Source organism: Enterococcus spodopteracolus (assembly GCF_030441955.1).
In the GTDB taxonomy this organism is placed as follows: Bacteria; Bacillota; Bacilli; order Lactobacillales; family Enterococcaceae; genus Enterococcus_B; species Enterococcus_B spodopteracolus.
Genome location: NZ_JARJHD010000002.1, coordinates 377952 through 402604, shown reverse-complemented (window position 1 = coordinate 402604; position 24653 = coordinate 377952). Strand labels below are relative to the sequence as shown.

General features: G+C 38.6%; 23 protein-coding genes. 3 read left to right on the top strand and 20 right to left on the bottom strand.

From position 1 onward, the window contains the following. Nucleotides 1–210: 210 nt before the first annotated feature. The 8 genes from P3R27_RS04835 to P3R27_RS04800 form a co-directional block, all read right to left on the bottom strand. Nucleotides 211–1803 (bottom strand): polysaccharide biosynthesis protein, encoded by a 1593-nt coding sequence (locus tag P3R27_RS04835; RefSeq protein ID WP_010735446.1) that lies wholly within the window; start codon nt 1801–1803, stop codon nt 211–213. 128 nt (nt 1804–1931) lie between these two features. Continuing rightward, nucleotides 1932–2249, bottom strand: a complete 318-nt coding sequence (locus tag P3R27_RS04830; protein ID WP_019723212.1) for an AzlD domain-containing protein — start codon at nt 2247–2249, stop codon at nt 1932–1934. Beyond that, a complete protein-coding gene (locus P3R27_RS04825; protein ID WP_034688309.1) occupies nt 2242–3021 on the bottom strand; it encodes an AzlC family ABC transporter permease in 780 nt (259 codons plus the stop codon). Before P3R27_RS04825 ends, P3R27_RS04830 begins: the two co-directional genes overlap by 8 nt. Before the next feature lie 266 nt (nt 3022–3287). Further along, nucleotides 3288–4262: a cation diffusion facilitator family transporter gene (locus tag P3R27_RS04820; protein WP_034688311.1), complete on the bottom strand. Its 975-nt coding sequence runs from the start codon at nt 4260–4262 to the stop codon at nt 3288–3290. Between the two features lie 30 nt (nt 4263–4292). Next, nucleotides 4293–4685, bottom strand: coding sequence for a DUF4430 domain-containing protein (locus P3R27_RS04815; protein WP_034688312.1), 393 nt, complete (start codon nt 4683–4685; stop codon nt 4293–4295). Between the two features lie 116 nt (nt 4686–4801). Continuing rightward, nucleotides 4802–5878 (bottom strand): hypothetical protein, encoded by a 1077-nt coding sequence (locus P3R27_RS04810; protein WP_034688316.1) that lies wholly within the window; start codon nt 5876–5878, stop codon nt 4802–4804. Beyond that, nucleotides 5878–6756 (bottom strand): hypothetical protein, encoded by an 879-nt coding sequence (locus P3R27_RS04805; RefSeq protein ID WP_034688319.1) that lies wholly within the window; start codon nt 6754–6756, stop codon nt 5878–5880. The genes P3R27_RS04810 and P3R27_RS04805 overlap by 1 nt, the downstream gene beginning before the upstream one ends. 191 nt (nt 6757–6947) lie before the next feature. Next, nucleotides 6948–7139 carry a hypothetical protein gene (locus P3R27_RS04800; protein ID WP_010735437.1) on the bottom strand — a complete coding sequence of 64 codons (192 nt, stop codon included), beginning with the start codon at nt 7137–7139 and terminating at the stop codon, nt 6948–6950. Nucleotides 7140–7298: 159 nt separating this feature from the next. On the opposite strand from P3R27_RS04800, the gene P3R27_RS04795 reads away from it, so the two are divergent. From P3R27_RS04795 to P3R27_RS04785, 3 genes are all read left to right on the top strand, one after another. Beyond that, nucleotides 7299–8801 (top strand): DUF1846 domain-containing protein, encoded by a 1503-nt coding sequence (locus tag P3R27_RS04795; protein ID WP_301356735.1) that lies wholly within the window; start codon nt 7299–7301, stop codon nt 8799–8801. Between the two features lie 416 nt (nt 8802–9217). Continuing rightward, nucleotides 9218–10399, top strand: coding sequence for a NupC/NupG family nucleoside CNT transporter (locus P3R27_RS04790; protein ID WP_034688322.1), 1182 nt, complete (start codon nt 9218–9220; stop codon nt 10397–10399). A gap of 169 nt (nt 10400–10568) precedes the next feature. Continuing rightward, nucleotides 10569–11129, top strand: coding sequence for a guanylate kinase (locus P3R27_RS04785; protein ID WP_301356736.1), 561 nt, complete (start codon nt 10569–10571; stop codon nt 11127–11129). A gap of 30 nt (nt 11130–11159) precedes the next feature. Here the strand turns inward: P3R27_RS04785 and P3R27_RS04780 are convergent, their stop codons facing one another. From P3R27_RS04780 to P3R27_RS04725, 12 genes are all read right to left on the bottom strand, one after another. Further along, on the bottom strand, nt 11160–11666 hold the full coding sequence (locus P3R27_RS04780) for a GNAT family N-acetyltransferase (RefSeq protein WP_034688328.1): 507 nt from the start codon (nt 11664–11666) through the stop codon (nt 11160–11162). Nucleotides 11667–11679: 13 nt separating this feature from the next. After that, nucleotides 11680–12642 (bottom strand): sce7725 family protein, encoded by a 963-nt coding sequence (locus P3R27_RS04775; RefSeq protein ID WP_034688331.1) that lies wholly within the window; start codon nt 12640–12642, stop codon nt 11680–11682. A gap of 7 nt (nt 12643–12649) precedes the next feature. Then, a complete protein-coding gene (locus P3R27_RS04770; RefSeq protein WP_034688333.1) occupies nt 12650–13339 on the bottom strand; it encodes a hypothetical protein in 690 nt (229 codons plus the stop codon). 264 nt (nt 13340–13603) lie between these two features. Then, entirely contained in the window at nt 13604–15061 is a 1458-nt protein-coding gene (locus P3R27_RS04765) for an amidase (RefSeq protein ID WP_034688337.1), read from the bottom strand. 145 nt (nt 15062–15206) lie between these two features. Next, nucleotides 15207–16148: a dihydroorotate oxidase gene (locus P3R27_RS04760; RefSeq protein ID WP_301356737.1), complete on the bottom strand. Its 942-nt coding sequence runs from the start codon at nt 16146–16148 to the stop codon at nt 15207–15209. A gap of 83 nt (nt 16149–16231) precedes the next feature. Beyond that, on the bottom strand, nt 16232–16873 hold the full coding sequence (locus tag P3R27_RS04755; RefSeq protein ID WP_034688342.1) for a PepSY domain-containing protein: 642 nt from the start codon (nt 16871–16873) through the stop codon (nt 16232–16234). A 181-nt stretch (nt 16874–17054) separates the two neighbouring features. Next, nucleotides 17055–18221 carry a class I SAM-dependent methyltransferase gene (locus P3R27_RS04750; RefSeq protein ID WP_034688345.1) on the bottom strand — a complete coding sequence of 389 codons (1167 nt, stop codon included), beginning with the start codon at nt 18219–18221 and terminating at the stop codon, nt 17055–17057. A 175-nt stretch (nt 18222–18396) separates the two neighbouring features. Next, nucleotides 18397–19218 carry a maltodextrose utilization protein MalA gene (locus P3R27_RS04745; protein ID WP_034688346.1) on the bottom strand — a complete coding sequence of 274 codons (822 nt, stop codon included), beginning with the start codon at nt 19216–19218 and terminating at the stop codon, nt 18397–18399. Nucleotides 19219–19230: 12 nt separating this feature from the next. Then, on the bottom strand, nt 19231–20082 hold the full coding sequence (locus tag P3R27_RS04740) for a sugar ABC transporter permease (protein ID WP_010735425.1): 852 nt from the start codon (nt 20080–20082) through the stop codon (nt 19231–19233). Nucleotides 20083–20084: 2 nt separating this feature from the next. After that, nucleotides 20085–21383: a carbohydrate ABC transporter permease gene (locus tag P3R27_RS04735; RefSeq protein WP_034688349.1), complete on the bottom strand. Its 1299-nt coding sequence runs from the start codon at nt 21381–21383 to the stop codon at nt 20085–20087. A 144-nt stretch (nt 21384–21527) separates the two neighbouring features. Continuing rightward, on the bottom strand, nt 21528–22787 hold the full coding sequence (locus tag P3R27_RS04730; RefSeq protein WP_034688351.1) for an extracellular solute-binding protein: 1260 nt from the start codon (nt 22785–22787) through the stop codon (nt 21528–21530). 98 nt (nt 22788–22885) lie between these two features. Next, nucleotides 22886–24652 carry a glycoside hydrolase family 13 protein gene (locus tag P3R27_RS04725; RefSeq protein ID WP_034688353.1) on the bottom strand — a complete coding sequence of 589 codons (1767 nt, stop codon included), beginning with the start codon at nt 24650–24652 and terminating at the stop codon, nt 22886–22888. Nucleotide 24653: the final 1 nt, after the last annotated feature.

The following is a 24653-nucleotide window of genomic DNA, read 5'->3' as shown; positions in this document are numbered from 1 at the left end:
AGTAAGAAAAGATTTGAACCTTTGTCCAGATTATAGAAAAAGCAACCCATGTTTTTTATTAAAATCTAAGGTTTTTATCACTTTCATTATTTATTAGAACGAATAAAAGCCAGGACTAGAAAAATTTTTCTCAAGTCCTGACTTATTATCCGAAATGAGCTTGCACTCTTAGTTAGCTATAGAACCACTGGTGCTTGCCAAAGCATCCCCTTATCGTCTGAAATTCTTGACCATCTGCATGGCGTTTCTACCAAACTGGGCAAAGGCAAACGTCAAGCCACCGACACCGCCAATCACCACACAATAAATGACTGCATGCGTTTTTGATGTCATGGATAGGGAAAGACTCAAAACGAAGAAAAGAATGCAGCACAGAAGCAACATGGCCATTGTCGAACGAAACGTCTTCAAGAAGAAATGACTGATCTTTGCGAATGGCGAGATGCGGTATTCTTTTGATAAATAAAGATATCCACGAACAAACACAAAAGCAAAAGCCACTGTATTAGATAAACTCATTCCGTATCCGCCAAATAAAGCTAACCCAATCGCTTGGAATACGACTTTTAAAATAATGGCTTCTGTTGTCAGTTTGATCGCAACCAAATGATGATTCAATGATTGGAGCATCGTCGATAAAATCGTAAACAACGAGAAGAACAAGGAAGCTAGAAGCGCCATTTGGAAGTACCCGACACTCTCTGGATCATAGCCAAAAAACAAGGTGTATAATGGTCCTGCTAATAAGGACATCCCTGCTAACGAAGGCAAAAGGATCAATAAAGCAATCGAGAAGCTGTCCCCGACTGTTTTTTCAATCTGTAGTCGGTCTTTTTTTCCTAATGTACTCAGGATCGGCAGACTACTGATTGCGACCGTTCCGACCATTGAAATCAAGATCAGTGTCAATTTGTTCGGATTGACTGATGCACGACTAAACAAAAATTCGAGTTGCTGGTCTGCAATTTCTGGTCTGAACAAATGTAAGAATGGTTTCATCGTCACCTGATCGATCATTTGTACAATCGTGATCACCGAACCAACATAGATGAACGGTAAGGTTTCTCGAATGATCGAAACAGACGCAGAACGATTGTCTTTTTGGAAATAGCGACTTGAGATCCAGAAATCTTTTAAACGGAAATAATCGTTTTGCCGTCCAATAACAAACATATGACCAATAGCTGCTAGTCCACCGAAAAAAGAAGCAACAGTACTGATCAATACCGCTTGCACAATCGTGCCATCTGTCAACACACGCAAATAATACGTACCAGCTAAGATCACGATTACACGGACTACCTGTTCAATAATCAAGGAAGTACCGTAAGGGCGAAGATGATTTTTTCCTTGGAAGTAACCTCGCATCGCACTTAATACTGGGATCGCTACTAAGGAAGGACAGAGACTACGAATCGCCAAAATACCGTTATCGACATTCGAGATCGGACTGATTTTCGCCAAAGCGGGAGCAAACAAATACATCAATAAGGCAGATATGATCCCGATAACGAACATGATATTGATCGTACTGCGAAAAATGACCCGACAAGCTTGTTCATCCCCTTTTTTCGTCGCCACCGCCACTTTTTTTGCTATCGCATTTGGAAACCCGACTGTACCTAACATCAGGAAAAGGCCATATGGTAAATAGCCCACATTATAAAGGGTAGTTGCTAACATGCCATCTTGATTGTTCCCCATCATACTTAACCAAGGAATCAAATAAACGACACCTAAAACTTTACAAAGTAGATTGGCAAAGGTAAGCCAAAATGTCCCTTGCATCAATTTCTTATTCATATGTCAACCTCATCTATCTCTATTAGAATAAACATCTTCCCTATTATAACAAAAAAAACTTGGAGGACAACTCGTTGAGGAAAACAAAAAAATAAGCTTCCCAATTTTTTGGAGAAGCTTAAGAAATTCTATAACATTGATAATAAAAACACAGAAGCAAGTCCTGTAATGACAGACAAAGCCATTGAGCGGGTTTTATAAGCAACACCTGCTACAAATAGCATCGCAACGATTTTGATGTTCCACGCAATATCTAAATGTTCATGCGTGATAAAAACATCTTTGAAGGCCAACGCTGCAAACAAAGCAACTGGTACATATTTCATCCATTCGCTAAACCATTTAGGCACTTTTCGATGTGTAAAGTAAAGCATAGGAAAAACTCGTGGAATGTATGCAACGACAAATAAGCTGATCACCAATAACAACAAGTACCACTCAGTCATGATGTTGCACCTCCTGTTCTGGGAAATGGAACAATGGCTCATTCAAAGGTTGGGTCTCTTTGCTGGATTTCTTTTCTTTTTCCTTCTTGAAGGCTCTTTCTAATACAAAACCCGCCGAAGAAGCAATCAACGTTGCAACGATCAAACCGAAAGTGTTTTTAAAAAGTACCATGAATAAGACACTGAGTATCCCAGAAAAAATCCCTGTGAAGATGAGTAAAGCATTTTTCATTTGCATGATAAACATAAAAATAAACATAGCAGTTAAGGCAAAATGCACCAAATCCGTATCCACTCGGATCACTGATCCAAAAATATTTCCGACCATGTTACTGAACGCCCACGCCCCCATTGAAAACCAATTGACATATAAAGCTTTTCGCTTGTCCCAAGTGGGATCAGTGGAATACTTCAAATAATTGACTGCATAGTTTTCGTCATTCAATGATTGAGAGAACACAGCTAAAAAGAATCGCTTTTCTTTCTTCATAAAGCCTGAAAGACTCGACCCTAGCAAAATATACCGTAGTTCTAAGAAAAAGACCATCAAAAGTGTAGTTGAAAATGGCGCTTGTATGGCTAACATAGAGGCAACTAAGAATTGTGCGCCACCAGAAAATACTAAAATAGATAATAGACCAGCTAAGAGTGGATCAAAGCCAACTTGCTGCAGTAAGACTCCGCAAGCTAACCCAACTGGGATATAACTAAGGCAAAGTGGCAACGAAGCATGTAGCGAATCCTGCCAAGGCGCCCGTTTCTGTTTATTCATTAACGATATCTCCTTCAATTTACAACAAATAAATAGCGGACTAATTGTAACATAAATAAATAAAAATGTAGCCGTTTTATCGTTAAACAACATGATATTTTTCTCATTTTTAAAGCACAACTATTAAAAAAAATAAAAATCATCGAAAAATATAAGAGAAAATTCATTTTCCTCCTACTTTACCGATGATTTTACACAATAAATAAACAAGTTGTTTTTTAACATCAAGCTTTTTTATAAGCAAAAAAATAACGCTAGTTTCTAAATTATTTCTCGACGTTCTCTATCGTATTTTCTTGTGTTTTATTTCTTTGCGAATAATTTGGATCATATTTATCTGTTTCAATGTAAATATAGATTTTTTTATCCTTTAATTGTTCACGGATCGTCCGCTCAATATCATTGATGATCATGTGTACTTGGTATTCTTTGTTTTCATCTAAATCAATTTTTGCCGCAACTAAAATCTCTGTCGGACTTAAATGCACAGTTTTGATATCAATGACGCGATTCACTTCATTTCGCTCAAAAGCAAATTTGATCTTTTTCAAATCTGTCGTAGTCACGCTCTCGCCAATAATCAAACTATAAAATTCTTTTGCTAGAAAGATAGCAGCACCCATCAATAAAAAGCCGATCAATAGTCCACTGATGGCATCAAAAGCAGCGATCCCTGTCAAGATGGTCAACCCGGTGCCGACTAAGGCAAGAACGAGACCAATTACAGCACAGAGATCTTCGGTGAAGATCACGAGTATCTCACTGTGGCGACTTTCACGTAAAAAACGCATAGTTGAAAGGTTTTCACTGTTCAATTCGCGGATTTCTTTCATCGCGATTCGTAATGAACTACCTTCTACAGCTAGACCAAATAATAGAATCAGGATGACAATCCAAGGATTACCAACTTCGTGGGCGGGATGGGTAAGTTTTTCAAAAGCTTCCATCACACCTAGCGCGCCCCCGCCAAAAAACAACATCATGGCAACAATCGTACTGAAAAAATACTTTGCTCGTCCTTCGCCAAATTGGTGTAATTCGCTTTGACCACGATTCGCACGTTTGTCACCGACTAGTAGTAATACTTGATTGCTACAGTCAACGATACTATGGATACTTTCATTCAACATAGCGGCACTGCCACTGATGGCATAACCGACAAATTTACTAAACGCAACTAAGAGATTAGCACCTAACGCTGACAATACAGAAAACATTCCGCTCTTCTTCAAATTCTCCATTGCTTTTTCTTCCCTTCATTCTTAACAACATCAAAGAGTATCTAAATTAAAGATGACGGTTTGATTATTTTTTAAAATCGTTTCTTTTGCGCCTACTTTTGTATTTTTACCATCCACACTGAACATCCAATATTTTTTCTCTTCGGTATTTTGCCTCTGACCATTGATTGAGGTAATAAATCCTTTGTCTTCTTCCACACTAAAGTTTTGTTCCAGCACGTCCAGTAAATTTTCTCCTGTATGGAACGTCACTTTTTTTACTAAGGTATCAAGCCCATCTTCTTGCAAGGTGATAGTTGCTGTTTCATTCGTCACCAAGGATGACGGTTTTGGATCAGCTTTTTTTGTCTCTTGATTTGTACAACCGGTAAAGAAAAGCAACATCGAACAGACAATGAGTAAACTGGTTCCTCTCCTTTTCATTTTCCCCCTCCTAAGTATAAAAAAAGCCAAGGAGAAAACCGATTCCTTGGCTCTTTTTTCATCGATCATCTAAATGGATCATTCTGAAGCATATAACGCACGATTGCTCTTTTTCATCAATTTTTGCGGACCATCAAAGGTACTAAAAATTCATAATTGATAAAGAAATCGATCACTGAACGATGATAGTCACCAGAAGAAATCGCTAGATCTGTCTGTGTTGTGTCTTTCAGAGAAATTTGGAGCGACTGACCTTTATCCAGCAACACCTTATACGTCGTGTCATCCAATTTCTCCAGATCATACTGCGGATTTTTCATTGTGACAATAAAAATATCATCTAATACTTCTTGCGTGGCTGGAAACTTACTTGCTATATCTAATCTTAGTGGCTTCGTGTTGTCTAACAAGGTTTGATCCACCGTAAAACCTAATTTACGTGCATAAGAAAATAATTGATTCAACTTATGATTGAAAATCGTGATCTGACTAGCCGAAAATACACGTTCAACAGACCAATGACGAATCAATGCTAACACTCGGTCATCATCGATCTCAATCGTCATTTGTTCCGGGGAGACTCGCATCAAATTGATGGATTCTACTTGGTATCGTTGGTCGATCGTTGGTAACACAAAGGAAAACAACAATTCTTTTTGTGGGGTCAAACTATAATTGATTGAAAAATATCTTGTTTCCCATACATCATATGCTTGTTTGGATAACTCCAAGCCAATATCATTCAATGGTTTTAATATCTCGTAGGCAAAGTATTCGATCAAACTTGTCTTAGCAATTGCAGAAATCGGTGTATCTTCTAACACATAGCGATGATAGGCGACCAATAACTCAGTGAAATCCGCTTCGATCAAATATTTACGTAATCGTAAATCGGCCAACTCTTCTTCTGCAGCTGCAATCAAGTCAACGATATCTTCGTAATCATTTTGTTTACCGGAAAGATATGCTTGGTTTTCATTGACCGCTTGCTCGATCGTTGAACGTTCATAATCTGTTTGATTCGTCGAGTCTGGGACGACTTTTTCTTTTTCATGGATTTTGGCTTCTTCGCGAATTTCTTCTACTTCATTCGCCAACTCTTTGTCGATGCTGGATGCTTCTTCTACTGGGTCAGTCGTTCCATGATTTTCAGCTGTTACTTCTTGTAGGTCTAAATCTTCTTGTTTTGTCATCACTCGTCTCCTCCCTCTTCTACTATTTCAGGGTTTTCACTGCCAAGGTACGACATCAAGAAACGATGGATCGACTGTCTGAAACCTTCCATGTCACTAAAATACTTTTTGATTTGACGTTGTTCTTTTTCAACGATTGCAGCGCGTAGCTGGTCCGCTTTTTCTTCATGTAATAAGGTTTGCTTTTGTTTTTGGATTTTTTCTGGTTCTTCGATATAAGGTAACCAACCTAATTTTTCATTTTCAAGTGCTTGTTTCTTTTGTTCTAACGCTTGGATTTCTTCGTCTATTTTTTTACGATTCAAGAAACCCTTCGTATCATCTAAGTCAGTGATTTGCCGATCGATCTCTTTTATGGCCTCTTCTAAACGCTCGATCTCTGTTTTTGCAGTGATCACTTTTGCCTCTAACTCATTAATTTTTTTATCAAAATCATGGGTTTGTTGCGTCGCATAGTTCTCCCATTCTTCATCGATTTGCGGTAATACAAAGATTTCAGGTAAGCTAGCATCGATCCCAATCGTTGCTCGTTCATGAAAATAAGTGCCGATCTGGTAATAACTCATCGTCGGAGAGATAGTCTCTGTATGTTTCATAAAGGGAAATTCTTGCAAGAAACGGTCATGGATCTTCCGCATCAATAGCTGATCGATCTCATGATTTTCATTTGAGCTTTTTTTAAGCTCATCGTTCAAGCGTCCATTGTATAACTGATAGATTGCGGGAATATTCTCCTCGCGGACAGCTTGTTCAAAAGCTTGCAGATCTTCTAATAATTGTGAAAGATTCATACTTGCTTTTTCTTTGATATCGTAAAACGAAGATGCTTCCTCTTGTTCGTTTTCATCATAATGTTCGTTCGTCTGTGGGTCTATCATCTTACTGGCCTCCTCTTGCTTTTGAACGCATCAATTTTCCATCAATTATTCTATGTAATCCAATAGTATCATTTTCTAAGAAAAAAGTGTTACTAAGTATGCGCTGACTTAGAACAAAAATTACTTTTACTCGTAATAATTGAAAGTTAGAAAACATAAAAGAGCGGGTCAGCGATTCCCCGCTCTTAGCTTTATTTTTTGGGTAAATCTCTTGTTGTAAAATGGATGCGTTGGTTTTCATCTCGTGTAAGTAATGTTTCTTCATTTAAGTAAGAGAATTTTAATTCATTTAGTTCACTATCTTCTAGCATATGCTCATATCCTGTAAAAATTGAGCGTATATACTGTTTGTACGCGTTTTTCTTTTTTTGTCTTTTTTTCATAGGACACCTTCCTTATCAAACCTATCATACCAATGAATGCCTTCTGAGACAAGCATGTTTCTTTTGTTTTTTCTTTGAAATTTCTTTATATACTTAATTGATAGTTGACGAAACCTTCAAAAAATGAAAAAATGCGAGAGTAGCTAAGGAGGGAAACAAGTGAAAAAAATTGGTTTTGACTCAGAAAAGTATATCGAAGAGCAATCTACGTATATCCTTGAACGCGTTCATCATTATGATAAGTTGTATCTGGAATTTGGTGGGAAATTAGTCGATGATAAGCATGCCAAACGTGTCTTACCAGGATTTGAAGAAGATGCTAAAATCAAATTATTGCAAAAGTTACGTGACCAAGCGGAGATTTTGATTTGTGTGTATGCTGGTGATATCGAGCGGAATAAGATTCGTGGTGATTATGGGATCACGTATGATATGGACATCTTGCGCTTGATTGATGAATTACGAGGATATGGATTATCGATCAATAGTGTAGTGATCACCCGGTATAACGGACAGCCAGCAACTAAAGTATTTATCAATAAATTGGAGCGTCGGAATATCAAAGTCTATAAACACGCTGAAATCGAGGATTATCCGATCAATGTCGAAAAAATCGTTTCAGAGGATGGTTTCGGCAAGAATGAATACATCGAAACAACGAAACCAATCGTTGTCGTGACAGCTCCTGGTCCAGGTAGTGGGAAATTAGCTACCTGCTTGAACCAACTGTATCACGAAAGCCAAAAAGGCAATGCAGCAGGTTACTCTAAATTTGAGACTTTCCCTGTTTGGAATGTTCCATTGAAACATCCATTGAACATTGCCTATGAAGCAGCAACAGTCGATTTGAAAGATGTCAATATGATCGATTCTTTTCATTTTGATGCCTATAATAAGATGGCAGTCAACTATAATCGTGATGTGGAGACTTTCCCAGTCATTAAACGGATCATCGAAAAAATCACTGGCAAGGAATCGGTCTACCAGTCTCCTACTGATATGGGAGTCAACCGCGTAGGCTTCGGTATCACGGATGATGAAGTTGTACAGGAAGCATCGAAACAAGAGATCATCAGACGCTATTTCCAAACGGCTTGTGACTTTAAAAAAGGTTTGACAGATGAAGATGCCGTCAGTCGCATCAAATTGATCATGGAAGAAGTCGGTTTACGTCCCGAAGATCGTAAAGTCGTGACCCCTGCTCATGAGTATGCAAAAGCTAGTCAACCGGCTAGTACTGAACCGATGGCAGTGATTGCGATCGAACTTCCTGATCAAGTGATCCTTACAGGTCGGACAAGTCAACTAATGGATGCTTCGGCTGCTGTTGTATTGAATGCGATCAAATATCTCGCCCACATCTCTGATGATATTCCGTTGTTATCGCCTCTTGTCTTGGAAACGATCCAAGGACTTAAAAGCAAGGCATTGCACTCTTCGATCGATACACTCAATCTTAATGAAGTATTGATTGCTTTATCAATCAGTGCAGTGACTAATCCAATCGCACAAGTTGCTTATGAAAAATTAGCAGAACTTGAAGGTGCGCAAGCACATTCAACTGTGATGATCAATAAGAATGATGAACAAAACCTGAAACAATTAGGTATCGACATCACTAGTGCGCCTGTTTACCCTTCAGAAAATTTGTATTACCAATAAATAATTTTTCGATGATGGCTAAAAGAGAAAAACAGAAGCAGTCTCGATAAATAAGGTGGTATCCATAAAAATTGCTCAAATTTTTGTGGATACCCTTTGTTTCTTGCAAGCTACTTCTGCTACTGATTTTTACTGTTTTATAAAGAAAAGCTTAATGCAAAGTTGTTCCTTATCTAATAGGTTCTGGTTATAGTTATCTACCAAATATATATACACGTATCTGTCATTACTGTTAGATAAATCAATGATTTTTGCCTTTTTTTTAGCTACTGTTTTTCATTAAAAGACACCTAGCATTCTGCTCTCTTGCATGTATACGCTTTAGTCTAAAAATCTCATGAAATTTCTCTCAAAAGATTCGTATTCTTTAAAAATAACATGTAGAATTAAACGGAATTTGGTAAGGAGTGATTTTTTTGAGTCAGTTTATTGGAATAATAGGTTTACTTTTAATTTTTGGGTTGGCGATTTTGATCAGTAGCGATCGAAAAGCCATCAAACGCAAACCATTGATCATCATGCTCGTTTTGCAATTTGCGTTTGGGTTTGTTTTACTACGTACGACTTTTGGTACAGCGGTTGTTGCGATGCTAGCCAAATTATTTGATCACTTATTGGCATTTGCCGGTGAAGGTGTCAATTTCGTCTTTGGGGGTGTAGCAAACGTTGGAAGTGCTCCATTCTTCTTAAATGTGTTGATGCCAATCGTCTTTATTTCTGCAATTATTGGAATTTTGCGTTACATCAAGATTCTTCCTTTATTTATGAAAGCAGTCGGTTTAGGATTGAGTAAAATCAACGGAATGGGAAAATTAGAATCTTATAATGGTGTTGCTTCAGCGATTTTAGGTCAATCAGAAGTTTTTATCTCCATCAAAAAGGAACTGCCTTTCTTAACCGAAAAGCGTCTGTTCTCGATGAGTGTTTCCGCAATGTCCACGGTTTCGATGTCCATCGTTGGTTCCTATATGGCATTGATTGATTCAAAATACGTGATCACTGCTTTAGTGTTGAATCTTTTTGGTGGATATATTCTTGCTTCGATCGTTAATCCTTATGAGTTAGACGAAAAAGAAGATGAATTAGTGATTGAAGAAGACAAAGAACAAACATTTTTCCAAATGTTAGGCGAATATATTTTAGATGGTTTCCATGTCGCAATCACAGTGGCTGCAATGTTGATCGGTTTTGTTGCTTTGATTGCTATGATCAATGCCTTGTTCAGCGGGATTTTTGGGATTACATTCCAACAGATTTTAGGATATATTTTTGCGCCATTTGCATTTATTAGTGGGATTCCATGGAAAGAAGCGGTTGATGCCGGTAGTATCATGGCAACAAAACTAGTGACAAATGAGTTTGTAGCAATGACTGAATTATCGACTGGGACTTTTGAATTTACAGAACGGACTACAGCTATCTTATCAGTCTTCTTAGTATCATTTGCAAACTTCTCTTCGATTGGGATCATTTCAGGGGCAATGAAAGGGTTGAATGAAGAAAAAGGTAATCTTGTGGCAAAACATGGATTGAAAATTTTGTTCACCGCTTCATTAGTCAGCTTTTTAAGCGCAATTGTTACTGGAATACTGGTATAAAGCTATTTTTCATCTAGAGTTTTAAGTAGATTGAACTTAGCTGGTTTGAACAGATCACCTGTTTAAATTGGTTAAGTTTTTTTATTTTAAATGACAGATTTCCACTTTTCGGTATATATTAGTTATGTACATGTATTTGATCATATAACTATAGAAAGGAATATTTCCTATGAATAAATGTTACGTATTTATTGGTCCTTCTGGTTCAGGAAAGACGACACTAGCTCATGCAATTTTTTCTCTACAGCAAAAGATCATTACGTATACGACTCGCCCCCCACGAAAAAATGAAAAAAATCACTTTGATTACCATTTTGTTTCTCAAGAGACCTTCGAAGAAATGATCGCCCATCAGGAATTTGCTGAATGGGATCGGTACGCCGATCACTATTATGGCTCAAGCAAACAAGAGATCTCAACGAAGCTTGCACAGGGTGACTGCTACACTGTCCTTACAGCACCAGGTTTTTGGCACTTGTATGAACAATTTGGTCGTTGTATCGTTCCTGTCTTCATCACAGTAGCAAAAGAAAAGTTGAATGAACGATTTGTACTTCGCGGAGACTCACCAGATAAAATCAGTCAACGGCTCGCTCTCTTTGAAAAAGATCAAAAAGAACTAGAAAAATTAACAGTTATTCCTACCTTAATCTCATTCGAAAATAATCAGACGTTAGAAATCGAAACAAAAAATTTAAAGCAAGCCATCCATGCAGCGGATCATCGCTGAACAGTTGGCTTGCTTTGGATTTTGAGCGATTTACAATAATTTTTGATAGGCTTTTCTTTCTCCGTGTGGGAATGGAAATTCAATCATGCCACAATAATGAAAACCTGCCGAGTATATCGTTTTTTCCATTGGTTGATTGGTGGGAAACGTATCGATCCGAACGTCCTTGATTCCTTGACATGTGGCAACGGTCAATAAATGTTCTAATAATTGTTTTCCAAGTCTTTTTCCTCTTACGTTTTGATCAAGAGCAACTCGATGGATGGAAAGATAAGGCTCTCTCCCCTCCCAATTTCCTGCAATTGCTGTATAGACCGGATCAATGCCCGCAACAAGCGCCGCAGTGCCAACGATGTTTTCTTCGTCAATCAAGGCGAAGCTTTCCTGCCTGTCAATGTCTTCGATGATTCGTTCTTTTGATGGTTTTTGATCTCCTTGCCATTGAGGCAATCCTTGCTCAGCAAGATATGCTGCGGCTTGATCAATGATTTGTAGCACTCTCGGCAAATCATCTAATGTAGTTTTTCTAAGGTACATATCTCTGCTCCTTTTATTGATCTGTGATTAATTTGTATAGCTTGTCTATTCTTGAACCACTACGTAACCAGTCTGTCGGATGATCTAAAAGCTGACTAACTAATTCAAGATGATGTAATAATGTCCATTTCTTCAAAACTCCCAGACCTGGGAATTTTTGTTGGCGATACAAGCTGACAAGCTCAAGTAATCCTTCCGTGATATAAATTTGTTGATGGTTCCTCATCAACCAACCATACATTTTATTGGCTGCTTCCATAAATTTCAATGCTTGATCTTTTGCGGAATCATTGGTATTTGAAACGAAGTGTTTGATTCGCATATTCCCATAAGCATCGACGTATGTAATATGCAAGGCCAACGCTCGACTGGGAAATCCTTTATCAAAGTAACGACTGCCTTCAATCGTAAAATCGGAAAACCCATGATAGCCATCCATTTGATAGAAAAGATGATCATCGCTAAAGAAATCATCATTTTTTTCTGCATAATTCTCCACATGTCGTCTAGTTTGAAAATGATCACGGATAATGATTTTATTCTCAGGCAGTTGCATACGCAAGCGACTAGAATCAGGAATGAAAAAAGTCGCATTAGTTTTGATCAAAGCTTGCCAAATCGCATTTTCTCTAGGTTGATGTTGTCCATCAAAAATAATGAATGGCGGTGGTGATTCAATCATTCTTTCATAATTGCTCGGCGTAATGATCTCTGCCTCTACTAACGAGCTACCTTCACTGGTCACCCATGTGTGGATCGGTTGATCGAACAGTTTGAACTGACCCACTTGAGGATTCTTTATGATAATCAGCGGATGATTCTTTTTTTGAAACAACTCGACAACATTTTTTAGCGTTGCCGAATCACGTACTGGCTCGATGATTGGCTGAATTTTAGTGGATAAAAGTCCGCGAATCAAACTTTCCTTTAATGCAAGTAGATCGAATTGTTTTCCACGTAAATAAGGATAATACATATATTATTCACTCCAATGGTTCTGTTGGCAGACGTCGAATATGACGTTGCTGGCGCAACCAGTCCTGTTCTTGTCGCAAGGCACGATTTTCTTCTTGTAGATCATGGATTGCTTGACTTTCGATTTCTTCGATAAAGCGTTCATAGTAGCGTTCTTTTGAGAAGGGATCTTGTGTTTCTGAGCGTTTTTTTAATTCTTTGTACAGCTGATCTGAAGGGAAATATTTCACTCCCCTTTCCATTTGTTTGGCTTTTCTGACTTCTCTAAACAAAGAAGCCATAAAACGATTAGTCAATGCCTCTTCTGCTACACCTAACTCACGGCGCATTGCTTTTTTTGCAATAATAAAAGTTCCAGGAACAGGCATTTCCTCTGCTATTGCATACGAACGATAAACTAATACACCAATTTCTGGTGGGATCTCACTTTTAACTTCTTCATATAAATATTTTGGTAAAACAAAATAATTATAGTGGCCAACAAAGGACAATTTAGCAGTTGAGCGAAAATCAGCTTTTGTGACTTTCAATTCATAACAGCGCCATTCTCTTGTTCCGTCAATTTTCATCAAACAACTTAAAGTATCCACGATTCCATGATCCTCAGGCATTGTTACTTCCTCGACCACGATCCCTCCCTGTTCGATACAATAATGATACAACGATGATTCCAGCTCAATCGTTAAAGGTGTTTTCATACACTTCACCTCCGAACATATTTTCGCTTTTTATTCTACCTGAAAAGCCAACATAATCCAACTACCATTTAATTTTTTTGTATGCTACTTGTCTAACAATAAAAAGCAACATAGAAAAGACGAAAAATGCAGCTAAAACATCACATTTTTCGTCTTTTCAATTGCACTCGTTTTTTATTGATTGATCGACTTAATAGTAAATTCTTCTACCTGTTTGCAATTCCGTATTAAAAAATCACACGATTCATTTGTTCTATTGATCTCTTACGCTTTCTCGATTCCTGGCGGAAGATAAAATAAACCATGTTTTTCAAATAATTCACCAATCTGAAAGAGTAAGTCTTCTCTTCCTCTGGCAGCCATAAACTGAATTCCTAGTGGCAATCCTTGTTCACTGACATGTGTAGGTAGACTGATTGCAGGTTGCCCAGTTAAGTTCGCTAGTTGTGTATAAGGAGTGATCGTCAAGCTCTCTTCAAACATCGCTGACACGACTGCCAACCCTTCATCTGCCGATAAATGAGAGACATCAGCCATCTGCTGACGGATCAAGTCACTTTGTAAGTCAGCTGTGATTTTAGGCGCAGTATCCGCAGTGGTTGGCGAAAGGAACAAATCAAAGGACTCAAATAAGCTTTCCATCGTGACAGCTGCATGATCCCATACATGCAAGGAATGCACATAGTCTGCTGCAGTAAGTTTTTTACCGTATTGCCATAATGTCCATGAGATTGGTTCTAGTTCGTTGCTTTCTATCCTCCGCTGCAACCCATTTTCGATCGACTCGATCATTGCTGCCGTTTCAGCACCATTCATTTGATAATACGAGTTGATCAATGTACGTCCATCTAAAGGATAAGGAATCTCAACGATTTCATGTCCTGATTGTTCTAGAAAATGCAGTGCTTTTTGAACAGCAATTTGAGCATCTACACTTACCTTCGACCCGATTGGTGAATCAACACAGACAGCGATTTTCAACCGTTCCTTCACTGGATGCTGTTGCCAAAAGGCTGGTGTCACTTGATAAGGTGCCCCACTATTGATTCCTTGTAATGCTTGGAACAACACTTTTGTATCTCTCATGGAAATCGTTAGTCCGAAATCAATTGCCGCTCCTTGCCAGCCTCGCCAAGCATTTGGACCAACAGGCATTGTTCCTCTTGATGGCTTCAAACCGATCAAGCCAGAAAATGAGGCTGGAATACGGATCGAACCTCCCCCGTCACTGGCACCTGCCATAGGAACGATCCCAGCCGCAACAGCCGCCGCAGCTCCGCCACTTGACCCTCCTGGAGAGTATGCCAAGTTCCATGGATTTCGTGCTGGGCCATATAATTGTGGATCGGTAATATTCTTAAAGCCAAACTCAGGTGCATTCGTTTGACCAAATGGAACTAGGCCAGCTTTTTCTACCGCCTGAACATAATTTGAATTTTTGGATGCTCGGTGTTCTTCGAAAATCCTTGAACCAGAAGTTGCCAACCAGCCTTTTTTTTCTTGTCCTAGCATTTTTAAAGGAAATGGTATTCCTGCTAGTAGCGAATCACTCTCCAGTTGTGGTCGTTTTACATATGATTGGAAATCAAGTGCTTCAAGTGTGACAAATGCGTTGATTTCTGGATTGAACTTTTCGATTTTCCGCTTTGTTTCTGTAAAAAGTTCTTCCAAGCTGAATTGCTTTGTTCTTAAACCATTCGCAAGATATGTTGCATCTTTCATGCTCTCCCTCCTCAGTTACGGTTATTTTCTCATATGACAGAAAAAGCAACAATGTTTACGCTTAGTCTCTCATTCTAATAGAAAAACACTTGAAGCATTCAGCTGCTTCAAGTGTTCTACTCTAATGTTAAGAACGAAAGAGGCATTAAGACATCGAGCGTAATTTCCCTCTAAATTCGTCGATTGAATGGTAACCTTTTTCCGCCATGATCGTCTCTAATTCCTTACTGATACGATCAAAAATAGCTACTTCCTCTTTGTGAAGTTCCGTGCCGATCTGTAACATACTTGCGCCGCATAATAAATGTTCAAAAGCATCTTGTCCATTGCGGATACCGCCAGTACCAATGATTTTGATCTCTGGTTTCAAGCGGGTATAAAACGCCCGGACATTCGCTAACGCAGTAGGTTTGATATATTCGCCTCCAAGTCCACCAAAACCATCTTTTGGTTTGATGACGACTGTTTCACTCTCAGTATCGATATAAAGACCATTTCCTACACTGTTGATCGAGTTCACATAGGCGATCGGGTACTGATTCAAGATTTCTGCCATTTGATCAAAGTGGGCGAAATCAAAATAAGGAGGAAGTTTGATCCCCAAAGGTTTTGAGAACACTTGAAAGACTTCTTTCAATAAAGCTGCTGTTGCCTCGAAATCGTAAGCTAGCTGCGGTTTTCCTGGAACGTTCGGGCATGAAAGATTCAGCTCAGTGATCCCTTGGTAATCACTTTGTTCGATCAACTTCAACATTTCCAGATTTTCCTCTGCACTCATCCCGGCAATCGAGAAAAACAATGGTTGTTCTTGTCCATGCTCTTTCTCGTAGGCCAATGCATAATCCAGATAATAGGAAAAACCTAAGTTTGGTAAGCCCATCGAATTGATACTCCCCAATGGCACATCATAATAACGAGGTTCAGGGTTTCCTGCTCGCTCATTGATGGTACAGCTTTTTGTAATGAACGCCCCCGCATTCGAATGTGCAAGTTCATCTAATTCCGCTGTAGTCATGCAATGGACACCAGAAGCGTTCATCAAGGGATTTTCAAAAGAATGATTTAAGAAAGTAGTCGTTAAGCTCAAGTTATTCTCTCCTTTTAATAAAGCGTTTTTTCTAGTGTATCATTTAAGCGAACAAAATCAACAAAAATTTATCGAATGTTCGATCAATCATCGATTTCTGAAGACAATACTTCTCCTGTTTGACTATTGATTTTTACATTTGTCGTTTGGTTGCCATTTTTCACTTTGACATCCCAGTAAGTAGTTCCTAATTCTTTATCAAGGTCCCAATCTGTGGCAGTTCCAGCGCCGACTTTTTCAACAGCGATTTTTCCAGCCTCTTCGATCGAGATCAGATTGCTGACATCTAAGCCGTCTTCTGATTTTTTCTGGCCGTTTTGTTCGTCACGATCTAATTGTTCTGGATTTTCTGCCTCAAGTTTTTCATCCATCGCATTGATTTTCACTGAATATTCGTTTTGATCATCGACACCTTCAATTTTGTAGAAGTAGCTTCCCCAATCACTATCGAGTTCTAAGCTAGTGATTGCTGCATCTGGGTATTTGCTTAGGAATAATTCAATCGCGCGATCCGCAGAAACTTGAATATCAGGGGTTGCTGTTTGTGAAGAGGATGAATCAGTAGAACCAGCGGATGTGCTAGAGTCTTCTGACTTGTTCGTAGAAGTTACAGTTGTTTCTGATGACTGATTGGTCGTACTTGATGGGGTAGTTGTTTGGTTTGGCTGGCACCCCGCCAAAAGTAGTAAAGAAAATAAGCCTGTAAAAATAACCTTTGATTTCATAACAATTCTCCTTTTTATTAGGTATCTGTTCTCAGTATAACGAAAAGAGTGAAACCTGTCAGCAGATACCATGAAAAATCAGTCTACAGTCTGATTTTACAACTAAAAAAGAACCTGTTTTTACGTAAAAAAGTAAAAACAAGTTCTTTTTCATTTAAATAAAAAAACAAAACTCAATAAATTATTTTCGATGCATTGGGATCGAATTGTTTCCGGGATGGACTAACAAGTACTGGATCACATCGATATTGCTCGATTCAAAAGATGCGGCACAGGCTTGTAAATAAAGATCCCACATACGATAGAACCGATCACCCATCTCCTGAGTCACCCGCTCTTGAACCGCATGGAAACGTTGCGTCCAATGTTGTAATGTCCATTGGTAATCACGACGTAAACTTTCTAAGTCGATCACTTGTAGATCGTTTTCCGTGATATCCTTAATCAGTTCCATCACACCGGGTACATAACCGCCAGGGAAAATATATTTATTGATCCACGCATTTGTTGCACCACCTTGTTGTCGGCTGATTCCATGAATTAAAGCAGTTCCTTTAGGTTTCAATAAATCTTTGACTACTTTGAAATATTCAGGTAGATTCTCTGACCCTACGTGTTCGAACATCCCAACACTGGTGATATGATCGAAAGTCTCCCCTTTCAACTCGCGGTAATCCATTAGAAATACACGACATTGGTCTTCTAGATGCTCTTCTTTGATTTTATTGGTGATGAAGTTATACTGTTCTTCACTGAGGGTAATACCAGTCGCTTTGACATGATATTCTTTTACAGCAGTAAATAGTAACGTTCCCCAGCCACAACCGATATCCAAGAGGGATTCCCCTTCTTTGATAAATAGCTTATCTAAAATATGATGGACTTTATTGATCTGTGCTTGTTCTAGACTATCTTCTGGAGTTTTGAAATAAGCACAAGAGTACGTCAATGTTGAATCAAGCCATAAGCGATAAAAATCATTGCCTAGGTCATAATGAGCATGGATATCCGCTTTATTTTGTTGCTTTGTGTGTTTCTCTTTTTTTGGTAACCACTTCAGATAATCTTTGCTACGCAAGAAACTATCGGTATGACTGTAAGCATCATTGATCAATGATTGGATATTCCCTTCGATTTCAATGCGATGATCCATATAAGCTTCCCCTAAAGAAAGAGAAGCATTTTTTGTCAACTCTTTGATTGGGATCTCTTCATTGAACGTGATTTTGATTTGCGGAGGGTTATCAGTATCCCCATACTGCTTCGTCGTTCCATCCCAATAAGTGACTTCTACAGGAAGTGAAAAAGAGTGCGAAAATAGTTGATGATAAATTGTTTTTTCTAACATAATAATCCTCCTAAACAAAAATTACACTATTACGTTATACCTATTTCGTCAAAGAATCAACAGATTACAGGGAATAAATCAAAGCTTTTTGAAAATCTCAGAAACACCAAAATAAAGAATGTAAGGAGGAAGACATTTCTGCTTCCCCTCTTACATTCTTTATTTTTCGATTCGATCAGACTTGGATCGCTTTTGAATCTTTGAAGCCAGTTTTAGCGAAAATCCATAGTAACAATAAAACGGCTATAGTCGACTGGATTCCCATCATCAAGACAAAATCAAAATGGATAAAACCGACAAAACCAGCAATTATCGAACTCACACCTAGAACATTCAACATCAAATTTGCGCTCTCTTTAAAGTTTTTTATAGAAGAAAATTTGCTTTTTCTTGTTAGCCATAAAAAGAAGGCAGCGCCGAACAAAATCAATCCAGTCATGATAAACAATAAAATACCTAACGTCAAACTGTAAGATAAAATAATCATCGGTCGATTACTCGCATAAAATTCATTCTCTAAAAACTGTTCAAACTCTTTAGGACTTGTTATTCTCATAAAATCAAATGAGGAGGGATACGCCATATTGTATTCTCGTGTTTGTCCATCCTCTTCTTGACGGATCGTCCAGCTGGTCTCTTCAAAATTGATTGCGGCTCCTCTTTCTGCCATTTCTTCTGTCGTTAGTGCTGTTCCGATGATGACATCGTTTGTTACACTGATGATCTCAGAGTCAGCAGTTAATCGACCATTCGTAAGTTGTAGTTCACGTAAGCGTGCCACCCCTTCCTGATCGATCAACGTATTCACCGATAAGAATTGTTCCATCGGGATTGCCGAGACTTGATTCGTATAAAATAAAGTAATCGGCATGACCATAAAAGAAATCAGAAACAGAAAAATCATGATAAATTTTGGCCAAGAGAGTTGTTTTCTACCTAAAAACAACTGTTTTGGACTTCTTAAGCTTGAAAAGTAATTGAGTGGGAATTTATCCATAGCAAACGACTCCTAACCTTTGGTCCCGCCTGATGTCAGTCCGGTCACAAAGTTTTTTTGTAAAAAGAAGAACAATAAACATATTGGTACAGCAATCAAGATCGCTCCCGCCGCAAACAGAGAAACGCGTTGGTTGGTTACATCAGAAATAAAGGTTTGTAATCCGACTGCGACTGTTTGATTTTCAGGTGTACGAAGTAGGAAACGTGCCAACATGAAGTCACCAAATGGCCCCATAAATGCCCAAAGCGCTTGGACTGCGATCATTGGTTTGACTAATGGCAAGACGATTTGTAAGAAAATTCTAAAGTGTCCTGCACCATCCAATTTAGCAGATTCATCTAAATCGATTGGGACTGTATCGAAGTATCCTTTCATCAACCAAGTGTTCATTGGGATTCCGCCACCGATATAAATCATTGTCAGGAACCAATAACGATCCAATGCACCTAATAGAAAGGCCATAACATAAAAAGCGGTCAATGCTGCCATTGTTGGTACCATTTGGATCACTAGAAAGAACATCAAACTTGATTTTCTTCCGATGAAACGATAACGACTATAGGTATAACCGGCAAGTGTCACAACAGTTACTTGAATGACCATCGTTAAAACAGAAATGATCAACGTATTTTTATACCACGTACCATACAAGGTTTCATTGAATAAGCGAGAAAAATTATTTAAGGTCCAATCACCGGAGAAATCCAAACTAAAAGCAGCGATATTCCCGGGTTTGAAAGCAGTACTAGCTGTGATCAATAACGGATAGATGATAATGATCGACAATAGGATCAAAAACACATAAGTAAAGAAATGCGAAAGTCTCCGTTGGAACTTAGCACTTGTACTAAATTTTTTCATGACTAGTCCTCCATTTTGAACGCATTAGTTTTCTTGAATACCAACAGAGAAACGGCAATGACGATCATCGAAATGATCAGCGTGATCGCAGAAGCCATCGAATACTGTGGCGAGGTCCCAGTGGTCAATTTATAGATCCACGAAATCAAGATATCCGTTGATCCTGCACCACCACCGACACTTCCCGGTCCCCCATTATTGAAGAGGTAGATCATGGAGAAGTTATTGAAGTTCCCTGTATACTGTGTGATGAACGTTGGTGCTGCTACAAGAAAGATTGCTGGTAATGTGATACTTGAAAAACGCTGCCAAGCATTCGCACCATCGATTTTCGCTGCTTCGTAAAGATCTTCAGAAATCGATTGTAAGATACCTGTGACCATCACATAGATATAAGGAAAACCTAACCAACCTTGTATCAAGATGATAGCGACTTTTGTCCAGTTCGGATCAGTTTTCCAAGGAACGGAGGCAATATCTACAAAGGGGATATTATTCAAGAATGGAATAACTTGCGTGTTGATTGCTCCCACACTATCGTTAAAGATATTTGAAAAACTCATGATCGTGATAAATGCTGGGACTGCCCATGGTAAAAGGAAAATAATTCCAAAAACACGTTTGAATTTGATGAATTTTTGGTGCGCGATCACTGCTGTAAATACGCCTAACGTGATTTGTAAAGTAGTTGCACAAAGCGTCCAGATGACGGTCCAAGAGAACACGGCAACAAATGTATTTCGATATGAACTTAAAAAGAAAATACTGAAAAAGTTTTCTGCTCCCACCCAGTCGATCAAACTTGCTGGTGGGATGTGTTGGAAATCATAGTTTGTAAATGCTGTAAATAACGTCACTAGCACCGGAAAGATGATCGTGAAAATCATCAATAGATACGCTGGAAGCGTCAAGAGATAAGGAAAGCCTTCATCACCCACATTATGTATGACTTCCTTCATTGTTCGATTGATCTTTTTCCCTTCTTTTCTCATGACTGCGACACGTTTTGCATCTACTAGATTGATGAAATAAAAAAATAAAAACAAGGCTGTCACAATCAATTGCAAAGTTCCTTGGATCAACATAAATAATGAGTGATCTTCCATTGGTACACTCCCTAAAGTAACTAAACCTATTAAGGATTGAAAACCACCTAAAACCATTTGGATGATAAATCCGATAAATAGTGCTAAAAATACGACCCCTTTAAATACTTGACCATTTGCAAATTGGCCCAGTCCTGGAATGATCGAACGTAACATCGTGCCTTTGACATTGACCGCTGTATCTTCGTGTTGCATGGTGTTGTTCCCCCCTCTTGATACTAAAAACAGGTGCTGTATGTTGAAGCGCCTTTTCTATAAAATCATCTCATGTTCATCAAAGGTAAAACATGGAGCTGAGAAGCAATTTCCTTCACAGCTCCAACCTTTTTTATGATCTAATTAATATTTTTGCTCAATTGCTTCGCTGATCGTCTTCACTGCGTCGTCAGCCGATTCTTTTGGTGTTTTTCTGCCTGAACCAGCATCGAACATCAAGTTTTCTGCGCCTGTCCAAACTTCTGCCATCTCTGGAATATTTGGCATTGCTTGTGCTGTTTCATATTGTTCAATAACTGCAGTCGTCAATTCATCATTTGTGCCTTTTGCTGTTTCACGAGCCGCTTGATTGGCTGGTACTTCGTTGACCATTTCAAAGAATTTTTCTTGATTTTCTGTATTGGTTACATAATCTAACCATTTTTGAGCCACTTCTTTATTCTTAGAGTAGTTACTTACGACCCAACCTTTTCCTCCACCAAATGGTTGATAAGATTCACCATTATTCAATGTTGGGATTTTTGATACGCCATAATTGATGTCGTTTTCTTGATAAGTTTGTGCTTGCCATGGGCCATCGATAATCGCTGCTGCCTTGTTTGACATGAACTGTTGGTTGACAAAGTCGCCAGCACTCTTGATATCTTGCATTCCTTTAGGCCAAACATTTTGGAACCAATCTGTAGCATAAGTGATTCCTTCTACTGCTCCTGCATTGTTTAACCCAATTTCAGATGGGTCTGTTCCATCTTCACCAAATACATAGCCACCGTAACCAGAAATCAAGCCATATGAATAATAAAAATCAGTCCATTTTGCTAAAAATCCTGTATTCGTTCCTTCTTCAGATTCAAAATTGAAACGTTCATCTTTTGCTAACGCTTCCAAATCTTTGAAAGTTGTCGGTGCAGTGTCAACTAGATCTTTGTTATAGTATAAAACTAGTGTCTCGATAACTGCCGGTGCCCCATAGATTTTATCCTCATACGTTACTTGAGCTTTATCCGTATCATTGTAATCTGCTTCGTTCCCCAATTTCACTTCTGCCAAATGCCCTTGTTGTCCTAATGCTCCGATCCGGTCATAGGCTGCCATCATGACATCTGGTGCTTTTCCTGCGGGACCGTCCAACGCAAGCGATTCCAATTGTTCGAACATGTCTTTTTCGACTAACTTGATTTTAACGTCATTGTCTTCTTCAAATTTTGTTTTGATCTCATTGACATAATCTTTGTAGCCAGAATCGACAGAAATCGTTAATGTTTTTCCATCTTCTTCATTTGCTGCAGTTGATGAACCACCATTACCACAGGCAGCAAGTCCCCCGATAAACCCTAAAGATAATGCGCCTAACCCGAATTTTTTTAGCAACTGTTTACTCATTTTTTTTCCTCCGATTCTATTCTATTCCTCTTACAATTTGATTATATGTTTACAAAAGCTCGATTTGCAAACGCTTTCTCTATGTTACCGATAACAACTTAACAAAGGATCAAAAATCCATTCGTTTGGACTTCAGCTTTGCCGTCTTTTAAGATGTCACAATTTTGGCTGAACAACACATCATTTTCTAAATCGACCAAATACGATTCTGTTCCTTGATTGAAATAAGCATGAATGGTTTGCTGATCGAGATGACGAGTCAAGTGAATTTGTTCGTTTTTGTCGTCGATCAATCGCCAAGTCAGATCCCCTTCAATCAACACTTGTTGCACTTGTTTACGCACACAGATCAATTCTTTGACGAACCCCTTCAATTCAAGATCTTGCTGGTCCTTTTCCCAGACCATACATTTTCGACAATCAGGATCATCATGACCTGTCATGCCGATTTCTGTTCCGTAGTAGATACAAGGCGCCCCTTTTTGTAAGAACATGAAAGCTAACACTGATTTCATCAGTTCCTTGTCCTCTTTACACAAAGTCAAGATTCTTGCTGTATCATGAGAATCCAATAAATTGAATGTCCCTTCATTGACTTGATCACGATAAAGCATTTGCTGATGATTCATGCCACTGACCATTTGAGTAGGTGTGATTTTTTTATGGACGAAATAGTCTTTGATCGAATCCATAAAGGCGTAGTTCATCACCGCATGGAATTCATCGCCCTGTAACCAAGCTTGAGAAGAATGCCAAATTTCGCCTAAAATATAAATATCAGGTTTGATCGTAGTGACGGCTTCTCTGAATTTCTTCCAAAAATGATGATCCACTTCATTCGCCACATCTAATCGCCATCCATCGATATCAAATTCCTTGACCCAATACGTGGCAATGTCTAATAAATAATCTTGTACTTCTTGATTTGCTGTATTGAGCTTAGGCATAAATGGCGTAAAAGCAAAGGTGTCATATGCCAGATTTTCGGCTGTTTCAGGAACATCTGTCATTTGATAGGCATCCACTGGAAATGAATGGATGTGGAACCAGTTTTTGTAGCGGGATTTCTCGCCATTTTCGATGACATCTTGCCATTGTGGTGCATGACTCCCCATATGATTGAACACGGCATCCAGCATGATTCGGATTCCTTTATCATGCGCTTTTGTGATCAACTCTTTCAATAACTCTTTATCACCAAATTGTGGATCGACCGCATAGTAATCGATCGTGTCATATTTATGATTCGAGGTTGCTTCAAAAATAGGACAGAAATAAATTCCTGTGATCCCTAAGTCGGCTAGGTAATCAAGATGATCGATCACCCCTTGAAGATCTCCTCCAAAGAAATCTTCTCGATCAGGTTCTTTACTTCCCCAAGGCAACGTACCTTTAGGATCATTCGTTGGATCACCATTCGCAAAGCGTTCAGGAAATATTTGATACCAAATCGTCTGTTTTGCCCATTCAGGTACTTTGAAGCGATCGATTTGTTGAAAATATGGCATACGGAAATAATAGTTTGCATTCGCCAATGTTTCTTCCTGATAAGGGAATATTCCTTGGTCTCCGTAAAAACAATCCATCCCATCAATTCCCACGATGTGAAAACCGTATTGCAATCGTCTGGTATCACTCGTCAACTCGATTTCCCAGTAATCATGAAGAAGTGTACTTAACCCTTTTTTCATTGGTTGTTCTTTTAAATACCAATTTTCTGAGAAAATCGTATATGGATCTCCGCTGATCACAGAAACTTGTTTGACATCATCTTTACTTGTTCGTAAGCGAATCCGCATCGTTGTGTCACTGTATAAATAAGCAAATTCACTTTCGGGTCGATGATAAATTGCTGCAGTATTCATT